Annotated in this window: 17 protein-coding genes, 1 tRNA gene and 1 other RNA gene; 9 read left to right on the forward strand and 10 right to left on the reverse strand. The window is 43.3% G+C overall.

All coding sequences use genetic code 11. The annotated features are described in order from the left end of the window. Window positions 1–69: 69 nt before the first annotated feature. Window positions 70–720: a 23S rRNA (uridine(2552)-2'-O)-methyltransferase RlmE gene (rlmE, locus tag OKC24_RS06440; protein ID WP_005011401.1), complete on the reverse strand. Its 651-nt coding sequence runs from the start codon at window positions 718–720 to the stop codon at window positions 70–72. A gap of 194 nt (window positions 721–914) precedes the next feature. Between rlmE and yhbY the strand changes: the two genes are divergently transcribed. Beyond that, the gene (gene yhbY, locus OKC24_RS06445) at window positions 915–1,238 is read left to right on the forward strand and encodes a ribosome assembly RNA-binding protein YhbY (RefSeq protein ID WP_005011404.1); all 324 of its coding nucleotides are present in this window, start codon (window positions 915–917) and stop codon (window positions 1,236–1,238) included. 8 nt (window positions 1,239–1,246) lie between these two features. Next, a complete protein-coding gene (locus OKC24_RS06450) occupies window positions 1,247–1,786 on the forward strand; it encodes a DOMON-like domain-containing protein (RefSeq protein ID WP_130146398.1) in 540 nt (179 codons plus the stop codon). A 266-nt stretch (window positions 1,787–2,052) separates the two neighbouring features. Here OKC24_RS06450 and OKC24_RS06455 read toward each other — a convergent pair whose 3' ends face one another. Next, window positions 2,053–2,532 carry a hypothetical protein gene (locus OKC24_RS06455; protein WP_265464888.1) on the reverse strand — a complete coding sequence of 160 codons (480 nt, stop codon included), beginning with the start codon at window positions 2,530–2,532 and terminating at the stop codon, window positions 2,053–2,055. 307 nt (window positions 2,533–2,839) lie between these two features. Between OKC24_RS06455 and carA the strand changes: the two genes are divergently transcribed. From carA to OKC24_RS06480, 5 genes are all read left to right on the forward strand, one after another. Further along, window positions 2,840–3,979: a glutamine-hydrolyzing carbamoyl-phosphate synthase small subunit gene (carA, locus tag OKC24_RS06460; RefSeq protein WP_265464889.1), complete on the forward strand. Its 1,140-nt coding sequence runs from the start codon at window positions 2,840–2,842 to the stop codon at window positions 3,977–3,979. A 13-nt stretch (window positions 3,980–3,992) separates the two neighbouring features. Continuing rightward, a complete protein-coding gene (gene carB / locus OKC24_RS06465) occupies window positions 3,993–7,223 on the forward strand; it encodes a carbamoyl-phosphate synthase large subunit (protein WP_265464890.1) in 3,231 nt (1,076 codons plus the stop codon). A gap of 94 nt (window positions 7,224–7,317) precedes the next feature. Then, a complete protein-coding gene (gene greA / locus OKC24_RS06470) occupies window positions 7,318–7,794 on the forward strand; it encodes a transcription elongation factor GreA (RefSeq protein WP_130146406.1) in 477 nt (158 codons plus the stop codon). A 227-nt stretch (window positions 7,795–8,021) separates the two neighbouring features. Continuing rightward, the gene (locus OKC24_RS06475) at window positions 8,022–8,894 is read left to right on the forward strand and encodes a class I SAM-dependent methyltransferase (RefSeq protein WP_131277795.1); all 873 of its coding nucleotides are present in this window, start codon (window positions 8,022–8,024) and stop codon (window positions 8,892–8,894) included. 57 nt (window positions 8,895–8,951) lie between these two features. Then, a complete protein-coding gene (locus OKC24_RS06480; RefSeq protein WP_131277797.1) occupies window positions 8,952–9,575 on the forward strand; it encodes a CatB-related O-acetyltransferase in 624 nt (207 codons plus the stop codon). Here OKC24_RS06480 and OKC24_RS06485 read toward each other — a convergent pair. Continuing rightward, window positions 9,572–10,834 (reverse strand): hypothetical protein, encoded by a 1,263-nt coding sequence (locus OKC24_RS06485; protein WP_131277799.1) that lies wholly within the window; start codon window positions 10,832–10,834, stop codon window positions 9,572–9,574. The two genes, OKC24_RS06480 and OKC24_RS06485, sit on opposite strands and share 4 nt — an antisense overlap. A gap of 233 nt (window positions 10,835–11,067) precedes the next feature. Here OKC24_RS06485 and OKC24_RS06490 point away from each other — a divergent pair, with 233 nt between their 5' ends. Beyond that, entirely contained in the window at window positions 11,068–11,652 is a 585-nt protein-coding gene (locus OKC24_RS06490) for a hypothetical protein (RefSeq protein WP_130146412.1), read from the forward strand. Between the two features lie 88 nt (window positions 11,653–11,740). Here the strand turns inward: OKC24_RS06490 and OKC24_RS06495 are convergent. The 4 genes from OKC24_RS06495 to coaD form a co-directional block, all read right to left on the reverse strand. Further along, window positions 11,741–11,817 (reverse strand) — tRNA-Met (locus OKC24_RS06495). A 73-nt stretch (window positions 11,818–11,890) separates the two neighbouring features. Further along, window positions 11,891–12,267, reverse strand: an RNA gene (gene rnpB, locus OKC24_RS06500) — RNase P RNA component class A. Between the two features lie 26 nt (window positions 12,268–12,293). Then, window positions 12,294–12,557 (reverse strand): YfhL family 4Fe-4S dicluster ferredoxin, encoded by a 264-nt coding sequence (locus OKC24_RS06505; protein ID WP_130146414.1) that lies wholly within the window; start codon window positions 12,555–12,557, stop codon window positions 12,294–12,296. A gap of 1 nt (window position 12,558) precedes the next feature. After that, the gene (gene coaD, locus OKC24_RS06510) at window positions 12,559–13,050 is read right to left on the reverse strand and encodes a pantetheine-phosphate adenylyltransferase (RefSeq protein WP_005011435.1); all 492 of its coding nucleotides are present in this window, start codon (window positions 13,048–13,050) and stop codon (window positions 12,559–12,561) included. A 137-nt stretch (window positions 13,051–13,187) separates the two neighbouring features. On the opposite strand from coaD, the gene smpB reads away from it, so the two are divergent. Continuing rightward, window positions 13,188–13,664, forward strand: coding sequence for an SsrA-binding protein SmpB (smpB, locus tag OKC24_RS06515; RefSeq protein WP_005011442.1), 477 nt, complete (start codon window positions 13,188–13,190; stop codon window positions 13,662–13,664). A 204-nt stretch (window positions 13,665–13,868) separates the two neighbouring features. Here smpB and OKC24_RS06520 read toward each other — a convergent pair whose 3' ends face one another. The 3 genes from OKC24_RS06520 to rluD all read right to left on the reverse strand — a co-directional run bounded on the left by OKC24_RS06520 (window position 13,869) and on the right by rluD (window position 16,324). Further along, entirely contained in the window at window positions 13,869–14,420 is a 552-nt protein-coding gene (locus OKC24_RS06520; RefSeq protein WP_130146416.1) for a flavodoxin family protein, read from the reverse strand. Between the two features lie 40 nt (window positions 14,421–14,460). After that, complete coding sequence (pgeF, locus tag OKC24_RS06525) at window positions 14,461–15,201, reverse strand: peptidoglycan editing factor PgeF (protein WP_265464891.1); 741 nt, start codon at window positions 15,199–15,201, stop codon at window positions 14,461–14,463. Window positions 15,202–15,271: 70 nt separating this feature from the next. Continuing rightward, window positions 15,272–16,324 (reverse strand): 23S rRNA pseudouridine(1911/1915/1917) synthase RluD, encoded by a 1,053-nt coding sequence (rluD, locus tag OKC24_RS06530; RefSeq protein WP_005011445.1) that lies wholly within the window; start codon window positions 16,322–16,324, stop codon window positions 15,272–15,274. Window positions 16,325–16,373: the final 49 nt, after the last annotated feature.

A 16,373-nucleotide genomic window follows, 5' to 3' on the forward strand; every position in this document is an offset into this window, starting at 1 on the left:
GCAGACCAGCTTTGCAATAAGTTAAAAAGGTACAAAATGCACAATTTTTAACGTATTGGCAAGCAGACTTTACTTGAAACCCTTCTTACGCCCTTGTCCAATCAGAAATACTTCTTTAGATCGGGCACGCGACGCCGCCGGTTTTGCTGTCTTCAATACATCAAAATTATCAACGACCTGCTTGCGGAACTCATCAAAACCGGTTCCTTGGAAAACTTTTACGACAAATTGGCCTTTGGGGCCAAGCACTTTGGTCGCAAAATCCAGTGCAAGCTCGCACAAATAAATTTGGCGCGGTTGATCTACAGCCTTATTACCTGATGTATTGGGGGCCATATCAGAAATTACAACGTCTACCGTGCGTCCATTTAAAATATTTAACAATTTTTCGAACACTTCTTCTTCCCTGAAGTCGCCTTGCAGGAAAGTCACATCTGGCAGCGCATCCATTTCTAAAATATCGGATGCAATCACCAAGCCCTTATCGCCCACCAGCTTGCCGGCAATCTGCGACCAGCTTCCAGGCGCAGCGCCCAAATCCACCACAGTCATGCCCGGTTTAATCAGTTTATATTTTTCTTGAATTTCAAGAAGCTTGTAAGCGGCGCGCGCGCGATAACCTTCCTTTTGCGCCTTTTTAACAAAAGGATCATCTAAATGTTCCCGCATCCAGTCGCGGCTGCTCTTGGATAATTTTTGGTTGGTAATGCGCGTCGCCATAACTCTCTAAATAAAATAAACTTCTAATCCTTGATTGTACGTGAAAAACACCGTATTTGCAGTATACATGTGTATCTAAATCGAGGTTTCATGCCAGTTTTTTTCAATAATTTGCATCGATATTTTCAGAGAATTTAAAGCGTTTAATCTTTGCATTTGCTATACTAAGCCGTTTTTAAAATCAGGTTACATTTATGGCGGCTTTATCTATTCAAGAACGTAAGCGTTTGCGTCAAATCGGACATGCGCTTAACCCAGTTGTGATGGTGGGCGACAAAGGCTTAACTGAAAATGTAATTGAAGAATTGGCTCGCGCATTAAACGATCACGAACTGATTAAAGTAAAAGTAGTTGCTGAAGACCGCGAAGCGCGCGCTGCATTAACTGCTGAAATTGCAGCAGCGTCTGGTGCAGAAATTGTTCAGACTATTGGTAAAATTGTATTGCTGTACAAAAAAGCAGCCAAACAGAATGCAAAATTATCCAATCTTGTTCGTCATGCTCATTTATCTAACTAACTGATAAAATGGCCAGTTATGATCTAAATGCATTTGACCGCCGTTTTGAAGCAATTTCACTCGTTGGCGCAATTGAGCAGCAAAGCCCATTTACATTAAATGTGGGCTTCTGGCTGCGTGACCCAAATCAGTTTGTGCAATGGCCTCAGCCTGCTGCATCCCACCCGCGTCAAGATTTTCTGTGGGAACAGACCTGTTTTGAAATTTTCATTGGCGTGCACAATGAAGATTTTTACCGTGAAATCAACCTCTCCCCTTCTCAGGCATGGCAGGCTTATCAGTTTGAAGAATACCGCTACCCTGAAGATATGCCGCCGAAAGCAGCTTATGATATTGAACTGAATCAGCTGAAACGCACTCATTATGGAATGAATGTCAGCATCGACCTCACCGAATTCATGCTGCTGCATAAACTGAAGTGGTCCGATATCTACATTGGCTTAAGCGCCGTGTTAAAAACGACTCAGGGCGATCACTTCTATGCCATGCAGCATAGCAGTCCAAATGCAGATTTTCATAACAAGCGTGACTGGCTACATCAGTTCTAAACTGAATGCAGGCTGTAAGAAAGCAAAAGGCGATCCTTTTGCTTTTTTTATGTCCAACGTTCTATAGCTTCAATCAATCTGAGTTAACCGCAGTTTTTCACACTATTTTCACGCTTTGCAGCTATCGCGATATAACCCAAACCACATTAACCATGCAAACAGCTCAATTTATTGAATTATTAATATAGCAAAAAAGAGAGCAATACATCACCATACTGCTCTCTTTTATTGCGGAAAAAGCTGAAATTAAATTCAGTTTTCTAAATTTAAGCGCCAGCCTCTGACTTATCAGCTTCCGGCTTAGCGCTTGAAACTTTTTTCCATGCATCTAAGGTATGCTCTTTTGAACGCTTATAAGTTTCTGTCAATTGATCTTTGTGTTTCAAAGAAATTTGACTTACATCCTCTTTCAACTCTTTACTTAACTTAGAAATATCTTCAATCACAGCGTTGAACTCAGTTTTCACAAAGTCCTTTAATTCTGTTAAATCTTTTTGTGATGAGCCTAAATGCAATTTCAGCTGTTCAATTTTCTGCAGAACATCTTGTTTAAGCTGACGCAGCTGATCCTGCACACTCGCATTCAGCTGTTTTGCTTCCGCCTGAATGATTTCTTTGCTTTCAGCAACGGCCTCTGCAACTTGACCAGTTGCATCTTTCGCTGCCTGTTCCAGCTGCTCTGCACCATCTGCAGCAATGGTTTTAAGCGTTTTTGCAGTTTCATTTTGTTTTTGTGATGCCGCCATGATCTTATACCTATAGTTATTGATTACTTTTTAATCTTAGCTCAATTTGATAAATTTTAATTTCTGATTTGTCAGACAATAATTAAATGCTTACATTTTTCGCAAGACTAAAAAACAAACTTTCAGCTGAAATGCAAGCCCTTTATCTTCGATATAAAGGATAAATAGAATGGACTTCACAGGGCTTTCTGCGTATAATGCCGTGTTAAGTTCAAGCGAGCAGACATAGGGAGGGTAGGTTTTATAATAGCCTTCCTTTTTTTTCGTCTTCTCGCTTTTTTACAGCCTAAATTTCAGGAGCTTTGGTTTGAGCACCCCAGCAATTTTAGCCCTTGCCGATGGTACTATTTTTAAAGGTACTTCAATTGGCGCATCGGGTAGTACGACTGGTGAAGTCGTTTTCAACACTGCCATGACTGGCTATCAAGAAATTTTGACTGACCCGAGTTATGCACAGCAGCTTGTAACACTAACTTACCCGCATATTGGTAATACAGGCTGCAATGATGAAGACGCTGAGTCAGGTCGAATTCATAAAGTATGGGCCAACGGATTGATCATTCGTGACCTGCCTTTATTGCATAGCAACTTCCGATCAACGCAATCTTTAGGCGAATACTTAGAAGAACATAACGTTGTCGCGATTGCAGATATTGATACGCGCAAATTAACGCGTATTTTGCGCGACAAAGGCGCGCAAAATGGCTGCATTCTTGCCGGCGAAAACATTACAGAAGAAGAAGCTTTAGCTAAAGCGCGTGCATTTGGCGGTCTTAATGGTTTAGACCTCGCTAAAGAATGCTGTGACCCTGAAGGTTTCGAATGGACTGAAGGTTCTTGGACTCTTGGAAAAGGTTTCTCCCAACCTGAACTTAAATTCCATGTAGTTGCATACGATTACGGTGTCAAAACCAACATCTTACGTATGCTCGCAGACCGCGGCTGCAAATTGACTGTCGTGCCTGCGCAAACTCCTGCTGCTGACGTACTTGCGTTAAATCCAGATGGCGTGTTCCTGTCAAACGGCCCTGGCGATCCAGCTGCATGTGACTATGCAATTGAAGCTGTAAAAACAATTGTAGAAACGACTGAAATTCCAGTATTCGGCATTTGCTTAGGTCATCAGATTCTTGCACTTGCATCTGGTGCAAAAACGGTAAAAATGCCGCACGGCCACCACGGCGCTAACCATCCTGTACAAAATCTTGAAGATGGTACTGTGATGATTACTTCTCAAAACCACGGCTTCGCAGTAGATACTGATTCGCTGCCGGCTAACTTGAAAGCTACGCACAAATCACTGTTCGATCAAACCTTGCAAGGCATGCATCGTACAGACAAGCCAGCGTTCAGCTTCCAAGGCCATCCTGAAGCAAGCCCTGGTCCACATGACTGCGCACCACTGTTCGATCATTTCATCGAACTTATCGAAGCATCTAAGAAGTAATTAAGGAAGCATCATGGCTAAACGTACAGACATTAAAAGCATCTTAATTATTGGTGCTGGTCCGATTGTGATCGGTCAGGCATGTGAGTTTGACTACTCAGGTGCGCAAGCATGTAAAGCCCTTCGTGAAGAAGGCTACCGTGTTATTTTGGTCAACTCTAACCCAGCGACCATTATGACTGACCCTGCTATGGCAGACGCAACTTACATCGAGCCGATCACTTGGCAGACTGTAGCTGCAATCATTGAGAAAGAACGCCCAGATGCAGTTCTTCCGACAATGGGCGGTCAAACAGCATTGAACTGTGCCCTTGCACTGGATGCCAACGGTATTTTAGAAAAATACAATGTTGAATTGATTGGCGCGACCAAAGAAGCGATCGAAAAAGCGGAAGACCGTAAACTTTTCGATATCGCAATGCGCAAAATCGGTTTGGAATGCCCTCGCGCTGATGTTGCAGAAGACATGGAACATGCACTTGAAATTCAAGCGCGTTTCGGTTTCCCTGTAATTATCCGTCCATCATTCACGATGGGTGGTTCAGGCGGCGGTATCGCATACAACCGTGAAGAATTCATTGAAATCTGTGAACGCGGTTTCGATCTTTCTCCAACGAAACAATTATTGATCGATGAATCATTGATTGGCTGGAAAGAGTACGAAATGGAAGTTGTTCGTGACAAAAACGACAACTGTATCATTGTATGTACCATTGAAAACTTTGACCCAATGGGCGTGCACACAGGTGACTCAATCACTGTTGCTCCTGCGCAAACATTGACGGATAAAGAATTCCAGTTACTTCGTAACGCATCTTTAGCAGTGCTTCGCGAAATTGGTGTAGAAACTGGCGGTTCAAACGTTCAGTTCGGTATTAACCCGAAAGACGGCCGTATGGTTGTGATCGAGATGAACCCGCGTGTTTCTCGTTCGTCAGCATTAGCGTCTAAAGCAACGGGTTTCCCAATTGCAAAAATCGCAGCGAAACTTGCTGTTGGTTATATCCTTGATGAGTTGAAAAACGACATTACTGGCGGTACAACGCCTGCATCTTTCGAACCAGCAATTGACTATGTTGTTACGAAAATTCCTCGTTTTAACTTCGAGAAATTCCCGCAAGCTGACGCAACCTTAACTACACAGATGAAATCTGTAGGTGAAGTGATGGCGATTGGCCGCAACTTCCAAGAGTCTGTGTCTAAAGCACTTCGCGGTCTTGAAGTTGGCGCATGCGGTTTTGACGAGAAAATCGCAGTGGGCACTGAAGGTGCACGTGAGAAAATTCTTGTTGAATTGAAAGTTCCAGGTCCAGAGCGTATTTGGTACGTGGGCGATGCATTCCGTCACGGCTTTACTTTAGATGAAGTATTTGCTGCAACAAACATCGACCGTTGGTTCTTGATTCAAATCGAAGACATCATCAAAACTGAAAACCAAATCAAAACTTTAGGTTTTGGTGATTTGAATGCGGACAACATCCGTTCGTTCAAGCGTAAAGGTTTATCTGACCTTCGCATTGCGGACTTGATGGGCATTTCACAAAAACAATTCCGTAAACACCGTTGGAACTTGGGCGTAACTCCAGTTTACAAGCGTGTAGATACCTGTGCTGCAGAGTTTGAATCTGACACAGCTTACATGTATTCAACTTACGATGAAGAATGTGAAGCGAATCCGTCTAACCGTGACAAAATCATGGTGATCGGCGGCGGTCCTAACCGTATTGGTCAAGGTATCGAATTCGATTACTGCTGTGTACACGCTGCCCTTGCAATGCGTGATGACGGCTATGAAACCATCATGGTGAACTGTAACCCTGAAACCGTTTCTACAGATTACGACACATCAGACCGTTTGTACTTCGAACCAATCACTTTGGAAGATGTACTTGAAATCGTGCGTATCGAGAAGCCTAAAGGCATTATCGTTCAGTACGGCGGTCAAACTCCGCTTAAATTGGCTCGTGCTTTAGAAGAAGCTGGTGCGCCAATTATCGGTACATCTCCAGACGCGATTGACCGTGCAGAAGACCGTGAACGTTTCCAGCAAATGATCCAGCGTCTGCAGCTTCGTCAGCCAAACAACAGCATTGTAAAATCTGCTGAAGAAGGTATGGCTGAAGCAGCAAAAGTTGGCTATCCACTTGTAGTACGTCCTTCGTATGTACTTGGTGGCCGTGCGATGGAAATCGTTTACAACGATGACGAATTGAAACGCTACTTACGTGATGCGGTTCAAGCATCTAACGAAGCGCCAGTTCTTCTTGACCGCTTCCTAGATGATGCAATCGAAGTTGACGTAGACTGCGTATCTGACGGTAAAGATGTTGTAATTGGCGGCATCATGCAGCACATCGAACAAGCCGGCATTCACTCAGGTGACTCAGCATGTTCTATTCCTCCTTACTCTTTATCTAAAGAAGTTCAGGACGAAATGCGCCGTCAAACCATCGCGATGGCAAAAGAGCTTGGCGTAATTGGTTTGATGAACGTACAGTTTGCAGTTAAAGGCACTGACGTTTACATCTTAGAAGTGAACCCGCGTGCATCACGTACAGTCCCGTTCGTTTCTAAATGTATCGGCGAATCTTTAGCGAAAGTTGCTGCACGCTGTATGGCGGGTCAATCTCTAGTGTCACAAGGTTTCACAACCGAGATTATTCCTGAACACTTCTCTGTAAAAGAAGCGGTGTTCCCATTCAACAAGTTCCCGGGTGTTGACCCAATTCTTGGCCCTGAGATGAAATCTACAGGCGAAGTGATGGGTGTGGGTAAAACATTTGGTGAAGCATTCTATAAAGCTGTTTTAGGTGCGAATGAACGCTTACCTGGTCTTCCAACAGAAGGCGAAGTGAAGCATGCATTTATCTCTGTACGCGACTCTGACAAGCCACGCGCAGCAGGCATTGCGAAACAGCTTGCTGGTTTTGGCTTCAAGATTCTTGCAACTGGCGGCACGTATGACGTGATTAAAGAAGCAGGTATTGAATGTGAACGTGTGAACAAAGTTACAGAAGGCCGTCCTAATATCGTGGACCGCTTGAAAAATGGCGAAATTCACCTCATTATCAATACGACTGAAGGTAAACAAGCTCAGCAGGATTCATTCTCAATCCGCCGCTCTGCACTTCAAGGTAAGGTGTATCATACAACTACTTTGAATGGCGCTGACGCTGTATGCCAAGCTTTAGCAATCAAATTGCCGATGGATGTATACCGCCTGCAAGACCTGACTAAAGGTTAATTAAGTTACTGATAAGACCCGTCACCTTATCGGTGGCGGGCTTTTTTATTTTATAAACCTGTATTTTTTACATACCCATTTATGAGGGACAACAATGCAACGTTATCCTATGACTCCCGAAGGCAAAATTGCCTTAGAGAAAGAATTACAGCAACTTAAAAGTGTTGACCGTCCACGCATCATTGCAGCCATTGCTGAAGCGCGTGAACATGGGGATTTGAAAGAAAACGCGGAATACCACGCTGCCCGTGAACAGCAAGGTTTCTGTGAAGGCCGTATTCAAGACATCGAAGGCAAACTCGGCGCGTGCCAAGTGGTTGATGTGAAAGTCCTTGAACAAAATGGCCGTGTGGTTTTTGGTGTAACCGTGACCATTGAAAACTTAGACACTGAAGAACAAAAAACCTACAAGATTGTCGGCGATGATGAAGCAGACTTTAAGATCAACAAGATCTCTGTAAACTCTCCTATTGCCCGCGGCCTGCTGAGTAAAAATGAAGGTGACGAAGCAAAAATCGTCACTCCGCAAGGTGAAGTGGAATACGAAATTGTGAAAGTTGAATATCTTTAAAATTTAAAGATTCAATATCTAAAGCCCCTCAACTGAGGGGCTTTTTTGGCCTAAAGCCGCCAATCGCAAAGCTGCGCATCAAAGACCAGTGATATTGATAACAAACATTTTCGTGTTAAAAGCGCCAAATCATTGACCATATCATTCAATTCACATTGGCCTAAACCACCATTGTGTATTCAGCACTTTTAATTCAATTTTCCCATATAAAATAATTGAGCTGAATAATGAAAAAAGAAAGTGCCAGTCAAACTGCGCAAGCTGCAGCAGCTATTCGCGCCTATGACAACCTTGCCAATCGGCCGCCAATCTTTCATGATGCTTATGCATTGATGATGACCAGTCCCGCATGGCGATTGCTTCTCTCAAATAAAGCCTTAATGCGCGTATTTCAAACGCAGAGCTTTCGCCATACTTTTGGCTTGCTTGTTATGCAAGTTGCAACACGTTCGCTTTATAGTGAAGACTGGTTATTTGAAGCTCTTGATCGCGGTGTAAAACAATATGTCATGATTGGAGCAGGATTAGATTCTTTTGCTTTACGCGCTGCCGCCCACTACCCAGATGTAAAGATTTACGAACTTGATCACCCTGATACTCAAGCATTAAAAATTAAAACTTTAAGCCAACTTGGGGAAATTCCAGCTAATGTTGAATTTGTCCCCATTAACTTCGAAGCTGAAAAAATAAGCGATGCACTTCAGCGCAGCAGCTATGATGTGAAGGAACTTGGATTCTTTTCTTGGTTAGGCACCACTCATTATCTAAAGCCAGAAACCACTTTAAGCACACTGCGGGATCTTGCCGCATTTGCAGCTTCTGAAAGTGAAGTTGTATTCGACTATTCGATTCCTTATCAAAATTTACAGGGCATTGAACGCCTTGGCACCATGTTACTCAGTCAAGTGACACACTTACTTAATGAACCAATCATTGGGTTTTTTAATACACAGCAACTGCACGACTTAATGTGGGATTTGCGCTATCTCGTTGTAGAAGATTTATCTGGAAAAGATATTACAGAGCGTTATCTAGCATCGCGTAAGAATGGAATGCGTCATACCGATGCGGCACATTTGATTCGTTTACAGATTATTTAGACTTTTGCAGGCAGTCATATAAAATAGCGCAGTGCATCGTTAAACGAATTATGTTCTATGTCTGAAAAATTGATTAATTCTCCTGTGAATCACTGGTGTGAGTTCGAATTCATTTCCAAAACAGTGAAAAATCCAAACATTCACATTAAGGGAAATTATTCATATTACTCTGCTTATTGGGATCAGGGCTTTGAACGCTGTGTCGTGCGTTATTTGCATGATAAGCCTGCAACAGCAGAGAAACCCATTGATCAGCTCCATATTGGTAATTTCGTCTGTTTTGGCGCTGAGTGCGTGATTATGATGGGCGGCAACCAACTCCACCGTACTGACTGGATTTCGGCTTTTCCGTTTGATACACGCAGTTTTGTGCCTGCTGGCGATACAATCATTGGCGACGGCTGCTGGATTGGTTCACGCGCCATGATTATGCAAGGTGTGACGCTTGGCGAAGGTGCTGTGGTGGCTACAGGCGCTGTAGTGACCAAAGATGTACCGCCTTATGCTGTTGTGGGCGGTGTCCCTGCAAAAATTATTAAATACCGCTTTTCTGAGGAAGATATAAAAAAACTGCTTTCACTTAAACTCTATGAGATGAATGAAAAGCAGTTTTTAAAGATGCGGGAACAGTTGCAGACGGATGATCTAGACACTTTGTTCAAACAACATGTTCAGTATTAAGTTTGCTTTTGATAAGCAGGTAATGCAGTCCCTGCTTCTCTTATTAATGCTATCGTGTCTTGATATAATGAATAGTTATATTCTAAGTCAGATAATGCCTTGTCATAATATTCCTGTTTTTCATATTCTTTTTTACTGCACTCGTCCTTATACGCTTCATAACAGTCAGATAAACTGTTTAGATCTAGACTTAATGCATAAATCATCATCTTATCTTTATAACTTAATTGAATGATAGTATCCTCAGGCATATCTCCATATGCCCATGCCTGTAATGTTTTTAAATTTCCATTTCCCAAATGTGCAAAAATAAAACTGACATAACCATTAAATCCATTAAAAAATTTCCGGATTTTGGTCTGCTCGTCCCAACGACCAACCAATAAATATTTAATTTCATTTCTTCCAAATCTATCTATGAGATGCGTACGAATCTCCTCACTTCGTAATCTTAAAATAAGTTCCTCTTTTAATAATTTTTTTTGCTCTTGAGGTATAAAATGATTGGTTAAATCCATTGTAAATGAAGTCATTGGGCTTGTTGACATACTTGTTAATAGCATTTGTAATTGGTAAAAAACACCCTCAACTTCATCAACAAAAGAGCACACACGATACCCCTTATCTGGTGCCAATTCAGGATGCTCAACATTCCGTCTTGGACTAATAAAATCATGCCCAGTATTGTAAATATATAATTTTAAGTTTTTTGCATATGGGTGCTGTGCTGCCCATAACCGTACCAATTCTTCAGCTTTTTTTATATTACGAGGCGGTTCAATCTTTTCTAGATTAAAAATTTGTGAATCTGTTGTTAAAGGTTTTAAAAATGAAGTAAGTACACCTTCAACTGCACCTACTGGTATTTGTGAATTACCAACTCCCCAAACTGAAAAATAAGGCTCATAGAAACCAATGCCCGATGCCTGCACTGCTTCATAAAATACACGGTAAAGCGCATCTCCTTGTGCAAGAATATCAAAGTTCTCTATTTCTAATATTGCCCAAGCTTGGTCTTTTACACCTTGTTGTAACCCTATAGCCCATTTTTGTACTTTTTCAGAAAAAAATTCACTGTATTGCGGAGCTGTTACTGTTGCAACGATATAATCAATCCATAACTGTAATGCATTACCGTTACTCTTGGTGCCTCGATATTTCTGATACAACTCATAAGCGGTACGTTCTGAATAATTGATATCAGGCATATTTCCCGTAAAAATTTCAGGTTCCCATAAGTAAACAGCACCTAAAGACATCATTTCCCCTTATTTTTTAATAGTTTATTTAAAAATATTTATATTTCGAATAATACTACAATTCAATAACCTAATCGTCGAATTTTATTGCTTAAAAATTGAATTTTCTTTCACTTTGATTATTGATACATATATCATTTTAATCTGAATATTTTCCCCAGATGACATAGCTATAAACCAAACTATTCTCTATAAATAAAGTCCATCAAAACAAAAAAAAATTAGGACACGGAATGCCTTATAGCATCAACAAAACAGGTATCTTTGCTTTAGCTTTGCTTGCCGCAATAGTCGCCACGCTCTGCGATGCCAATCATGTATTTACCCAAACGCTTAGCTACCCTCACCCTTTATTATTCCAGCAAGCATGGTGGGTCTTTCCTGCGTTTTTTATTGCCTTCTTATTTATGGCAATCAATTACCTCTATGTTAGCCGCATACTCAATCAAAAACTGGATATTAAGCTAAGTACCGCGCATGGAAGCTGGCGCAGCCTATTTGAAGATTTGACCGCATTTTCCTGTGCATACCTGCTCAGCGGCTTTGGCAATTTTCACCCTGTTTTATTGTGCTTTATTCTTTATCTCACTTTTATTATTCGGCTAAGTTTCACTTACGAGCGCGCCTGGCTGTGCATATTGGCAATCTTATTGGCCATAGGCGGCATGTTTTTTGAGGGGCTTTTGGCTGAATTTGGACTGGTCAAATACCGCCATGCGGATATTTTCAATGTGCCTTATTGGTTAGGCGGCGTATACATGCACGGCGCATTCGCCTTACGCTCCGGCATGCGCGCACTGGTTTATAAATCGGCTTAATTTTTGCTCATGAACCAGCGATTACAAACAAGACCTTCAAAAATTTCAGGCAAAAAAAGACCACGTTTTGGAACGTGGTCTATAAAAATGGTGGCTATGACGGGACTTGAACCTGTGACCCCCGCATTATGAGTGCGGTGCTCTAACCAACTGAGCTACATAGCCTTAAACTGTGCGCGCATTATGTGGTTTTATCCAAAGTACGTCAAGTACTTAATGCGCTTAATTGATCAAAATTTGGTGAAGTGAGCCGATAAGCCGGGTTCTGTCGTGAACGATCATTCCTCTAGGCGTACAATCACTCGTACGCTCAAGCGACCTACCCGGATCCAGCACGGGCCGTGCCTCAGGATCCCTATTTGGTCTTGCTTCTGGTGGGGTTTACCTTGCCGTGAACTGTTACCAGACACGCGGTGCGCTCTTACCGCACCCTTTCACCCTTACCTCCGAATCCGATTGCTCGAAAACATCATGGAGGCGGTCTACTCTCTGCTGCACTTGCCGTCGGCTTTCGCCGCCCAGGCGTTACCTGGCACCCTGCCCTATGAAGCCCGGACTTTCCTCCCCTGCTTCAATCACGGAGATTTCCACAGCAGCGATCGTCTGGCTCACTTCGAGCGGGATGATAGCAAATAAACAAACTAATTGCTTGATGTTTTTTGATCAGTCAGCTTTTCATACTTCAGCTGCAGCTCTTCCTGCGTCTCTGCATGATTGGGATCAAGCGGGATGCAGTCGACAGGGCAAAATAATTGACACTGCGGCTTATCATGATGCCCGACGCACTCTGTACATAAATCAGGGTTAATCTCATAAATGAGCTCCCCCATAAAAATGGCCTCATTGGGGCATACAGGTTCGCAGACATCACAATTGATGCATTCATCGGTGATATATAAAGACACGCTACCAGCCTTGTTGTAGTTTGCGCTCAAAGGCAGCTTCGACATTTGCAGGAACAAACTTCGTCACATCGCCTTTTAAGCGGGCAATTTCACGCACTAATGTGGATGAAATAAAGGAATACTGTTCTGACGGCGTCAGAAATACCGCTTCAAATTTAGAATCGAGCTGGCGGTTCATATTCGCCAATTGAAACTCATATTCAAAATCGGATACGGCGCGCAATCCGCGCAATACTGCGGTTGCATTCTGCTCATGAAAGAAATTCACCAGCAGGCCATCAAAGCCTACAAATTCAACATTGTCTAAATGGCTTAATGATTCTTTTGCTAATTCTACACGCTCTTCCAAACTGAATAATGGATTTTTATGATGACCAATAGCAATTGCGACCACCACTTCATCAAACATGCGTGATGCGCGTGTAACTAAATCAATATGGCCATTGGTAATTGGATCGAATGTGCCCGGATAAATTACGCGAGTTTGAGACATCCATTTGTACTCAGTTTGTTTTGTAGAAACTTATTTTAGCAAAATCTTGTTTTTGGGTGAAGAAACTCCATCAATTTAAACAGTCCATAAGCATATAAGTTCGGGTACAATAGCCTTAACTTTGGAAGTTTCTGATTATGTCGAAAGTAACTGTTGTTAAAAAAAATAACGGCGGAACGATTGCGCAGAACAAACGCGCCCGCCACGATTATTTTATTGAAGAGAAATTTGAAGCTGGACTTTCCTTGCAAGGCTGGGAAGTTAAGTCGCTTCGTGCTGGCCGCATGACCCTTAGCGAAAGCTATATCACCTTTAAAAATGGCGAAGCGTATTTGTTTGGCGCTCAAATTCAGCCCTTGCTGAGCGCATCTACGCACATTGTGCCTGAAGCCCGCCGTACACGTAAACTCTTGCTCAGTAAGCGTGAAATTGAAAAGCTAATGGGTTCCGTCGATCAAAAAGGCTACTCATGTGTTCCGCTCGCCTGTTACTGGAAAGGCCGTTTAGCGAAACTGGAAATTGCTTTGGTTAAAGGCAAGCAGCTGCATGACAAGCGCGCTACTGAAAAAGACCGTGACTGGCAGCGTGATAAAGCCCGCATTATGCATAAATAAACCGCACATCATAAAAACCTCCAGCTGGAGGTTTTTTTATTGATCAATAATGAATCAATTTTTCAGTTCAGAATGATTTTCTAGTGACAGAAGTCCCAGCATATTGTTCAAAATTAGCCATAAAGAAAAAAGCCAAAAGAAAAATTAAATTCTTTTGACTTTTTAATAACTTATAATTAAATACTCAAACAATTAAAAAATAAATTATTTAAATTTATTCAACATCAAGGCTAAATATTCACCAAACCAGATGGCGGTATTCAAATCACCGGTGGGCGGTGTCACCTCAACTGGCGCATTATCTGACTGAGTCATTAAACCCAGAAAGCTCGACATGCGGTTCAGGTCTTGCGCACTGCGCCCCGTCGGCATCATCGGCAAGCCAGACCACAGCATGCCATGCTGCATAGCAAATAAATTAATCTGCTGCAAAACGGCCAACTTGTCGCCGCTTAAACCGCCGCCATTGGTAAAACCAGCCGCCAATTTGCCTTGCCAAGTCCGCGCAAGCCAGCGTTTAGAAGACTGTTCCATAAACTGCTTCAAGCCCGATGTAATGCTGCCCATATACGTCGGACAGCCAAATACAATAGCATCAGCCTGATCTAAAACCTCCCAATCTATCTGTTCAATATTCATGCTATGCACTGCAATGCCGGCCTGTTCCGCACCCTGAGCAATGCAGGAAGCGACTTTTGCTGTATGGCCGTAAGGGCTGTGATAAACAATAGCGATAGATTTTGCGGATAAAGGCATAGTAATTAAAAGTCTACAGATTCAATCAAGTTTAGCATTTTCACGCCATAAACACGAACGTTGCCATGCGGCCAGTTTTAGATTCTCTGCGGTAAGAAAAAAAATCCTCCGGCTGCTGATAAGAACACTGATCGCCGCCCAGTACGGTATTCACCCCATGCAAAACTAAAATATACCGCGCAATGGCATACAGATCTGCATAGAACTTTCCTTCTTTCAGACCTGCTTTGAATGCGCTGTCCAGCTCAGGATATTTAGAGCAAAACGCCTGTTTCACTTCAGCGCCAATTTCAAAATTGTCTTGGCAAATAGCTGCCCCAAGCCACGCCCATGACGGCGGATTTTTCATCTCGTCAATTGTAGCTTCGATGATGCCGCCAGCCAAACCGCGCCAGCCTGCATGCAGATTGGCCACCTCAGTGCCTTCTGCATTGCCCAGCACCACAGGCAAACAGTCTGCTGTCATCATCATTAAGGCATGGCCTGCAATTTGCGTCACCAAACCATCTCCTTCCAGTGCATCAAAAGGCATCTCTGCATTGATGGTACGGCAGATGGTGCTGTGCGTTTGAGTCATCCATGTGATTTTACGCACGCCATGAACAGAAAAATCTTCCAGCAGCGCCATACGGTGGCGCTGCACACGCTGCTGGTCATCATTGACATGCAAGGCCAAATTAAAGCCTGCCAATTCAGGTATTTCTGACGGCAGCGCCTTTTTATGATGCACTCGGGTCTGGCCTGCATACACACCCTTCGGCAGCCCTTGAACAAATTGCATGTCCCATTCCTTTTGTCGGTTATCTATAGCTGCCGGCTCAATGCTGGCCGCTGCCAGCATTGAACTCAGATCAATACGCTTTGTTTTCAGTACGCAAAACATCAACCAAGTGGCTGAAGTCTTCTGGCCACGGCGCTTCAAACATCATATCTTCGCCTGTGCGCGGGTGTACTAGCCCCAGCTTAGCCGCATGCAAAGCCTGACGCTTAAAGCCGCGCAGCGTATCTGCCAGCAGTTCCGATGCGCCTGCAGGCACGCGCACACGGTTCATATATACAGAATCGCCGATCAGGCCATGCCCGATATAGCTGAAATGCACACGGATCTGATGGGTGCGGCCCGTTTCCAAGCGCGCTTGAATGCGGGTGAAGTGCTGAAAGCGCTCTTTCACATTATAGTGCGTGACCGCTTCTTTCCCACCCGGCAGAATGGCCATTTTAATGCGGTCTACCGGATGGCGCTTAATCGGCTCATCAATGGTGCCGCCGGCAATAATGGCGCCATAAGCCACCAGATCATAAATCCGGTAAACCGATTTCTTCGCCAATTGCTTGCTGAGCGAGAACTGCGCTTCCAGATTTTTTGCAACAACCAGCAAGCCGGATGTATCTTTATCAATACGGTGCACTAAGCCCGCGCGGGTCAATTCCACAGATTTAGGATAATGATGCAGCAAGGCGTTCACCAGCGTTCCTGTCGAATTGCCGGCGCCCGGATGCACCACCATGCCCACAGGCTTATTAATGACGATAATGTCATCATCTTCATACACAATGTCTAAAGGAATGTCTTCAGGCAGGCTGCGGGTTTGCGCTTCCAGCTCAACGTCAAGCGTGAGCAGTTCATCACCCTCAGATTTATACTTTGGCTTGACGCTGTTACCATTCACTAACAAATGGCCTTCTTTCAGCCACTGCTTCAGTTTTTCGCGTGAAAAATCAGGCCAAACGGTTGCTGCGACTTGGTCTATGCGCTGTCCAAAAAAGCTGTCATCCAATTGAAATTGCAACGATAAACGTGTTGCAGTTGAGTCTGAAGTATGGTTATCTGCATCCTCAGAATCTTCAAGCAAATTGAAGTCGGTTTCAGGGATATTGGAATTAGAAGATTGTGCTTGAGTCATTTGATCATTCAGGCAAAAGTGGTTTAATAGTGCAATTGTAGCTCATTGC

The sequence above is a fragment of the Acinetobacter entericus genome, assembly GCF_026168575.1.
GTDB lineage: Bacteria > Pseudomonadota > Gammaproteobacteria > Pseudomonadales > Moraxellaceae > Acinetobacter > Acinetobacter bouvetii.

Coding starts and splice junctions, on each gene's coding strand:
- rluD (WP_005011445.1), bottom strand. CDS start 16,324: ATGACTCAAGCACAATCTTCTAATTCCAATATCCCTGAAACCGACTTC.
- OKC24_RS06480 (WP_131277797.1), top strand. CDS start 8,952: ATGTCTGAAAAATTGATTAATTCTCCTGTGAATCACTGGTGTGAGTTC.
- OKC24_RS06450 (WP_130146398.1), top strand. CDS start 1,247: ATGGCCAGTTATGATCTAAATGCATTTGACCGCCGTTTTGAAGCAATT.
- carB (WP_265464890.1), top strand. CDS start 3,993: ATGGCTAAACGTACAGACATTAAAAGCATCTTAATTATTGGTGCTGGT.
- greA (WP_130146406.1), top strand. CDS start 7,318: ATGCAACGTTATCCTATGACTCCCGAAGGCAAAATTGCCTTAGAGAAA.
- smpB (WP_005011442.1), top strand. CDS start 13,188: ATGTCGAAAGTAACTGTTGTTAAAAAAAATAACGGCGGAACGATTGCG.
- coaD (WP_005011435.1), bottom strand. CDS start 13,050: ATGTCTCAAACTCGCGTAATTTATCCGGGCACATTCGATCCAATTACC.
- OKC24_RS06490 (WP_130146412.1), top strand. CDS start 11,068: ATGCCTTATAGCATCAACAAAACAGGTATCTTTGCTTTAGCTTTGCTT.
- OKC24_RS06485 (WP_131277799.1), bottom strand. CDS start 10,834: ATGTCTTTAGGTGCTGTTTACTTATGGGAACCTGAAATTTTTACGGGA.
- OKC24_RS06455 (WP_265464888.1), bottom strand. CDS start 2,532: ATGGCGGCATCACAAAAACAAAATGAAACTGCAAAAACGCTTAAAACC.
- OKC24_RS06475 (WP_131277795.1), top strand. CDS start 8,022: ATGAAAAAAGAAAGTGCCAGTCAAACTGCGCAAGCTGCAGCAGCTATT.
- yhbY (WP_005011404.1), top strand. CDS start 915: ATGGCGGCTTTATCTATTCAAGAACGTAAGCGTTTGCGTCAAATCGGA.
- rlmE (WP_005011401.1), bottom strand. CDS start 720: ATGGCGACGCGCATTACCAACCAAAAATTATCCAAGAGCAGCCGCGAC.
- OKC24_RS06520 (WP_130146416.1), bottom strand. CDS start 14,420: ATGCCTTTATCCGCAAAATCTATCGCTATTGTTTATCACAGCCCTTAC.
- pgeF (WP_265464891.1), bottom strand. CDS start 15,201: ATGCAATTTGTTCAAGGGCTGCCGAAGGGTGTGTATGCAGGCCAGACC.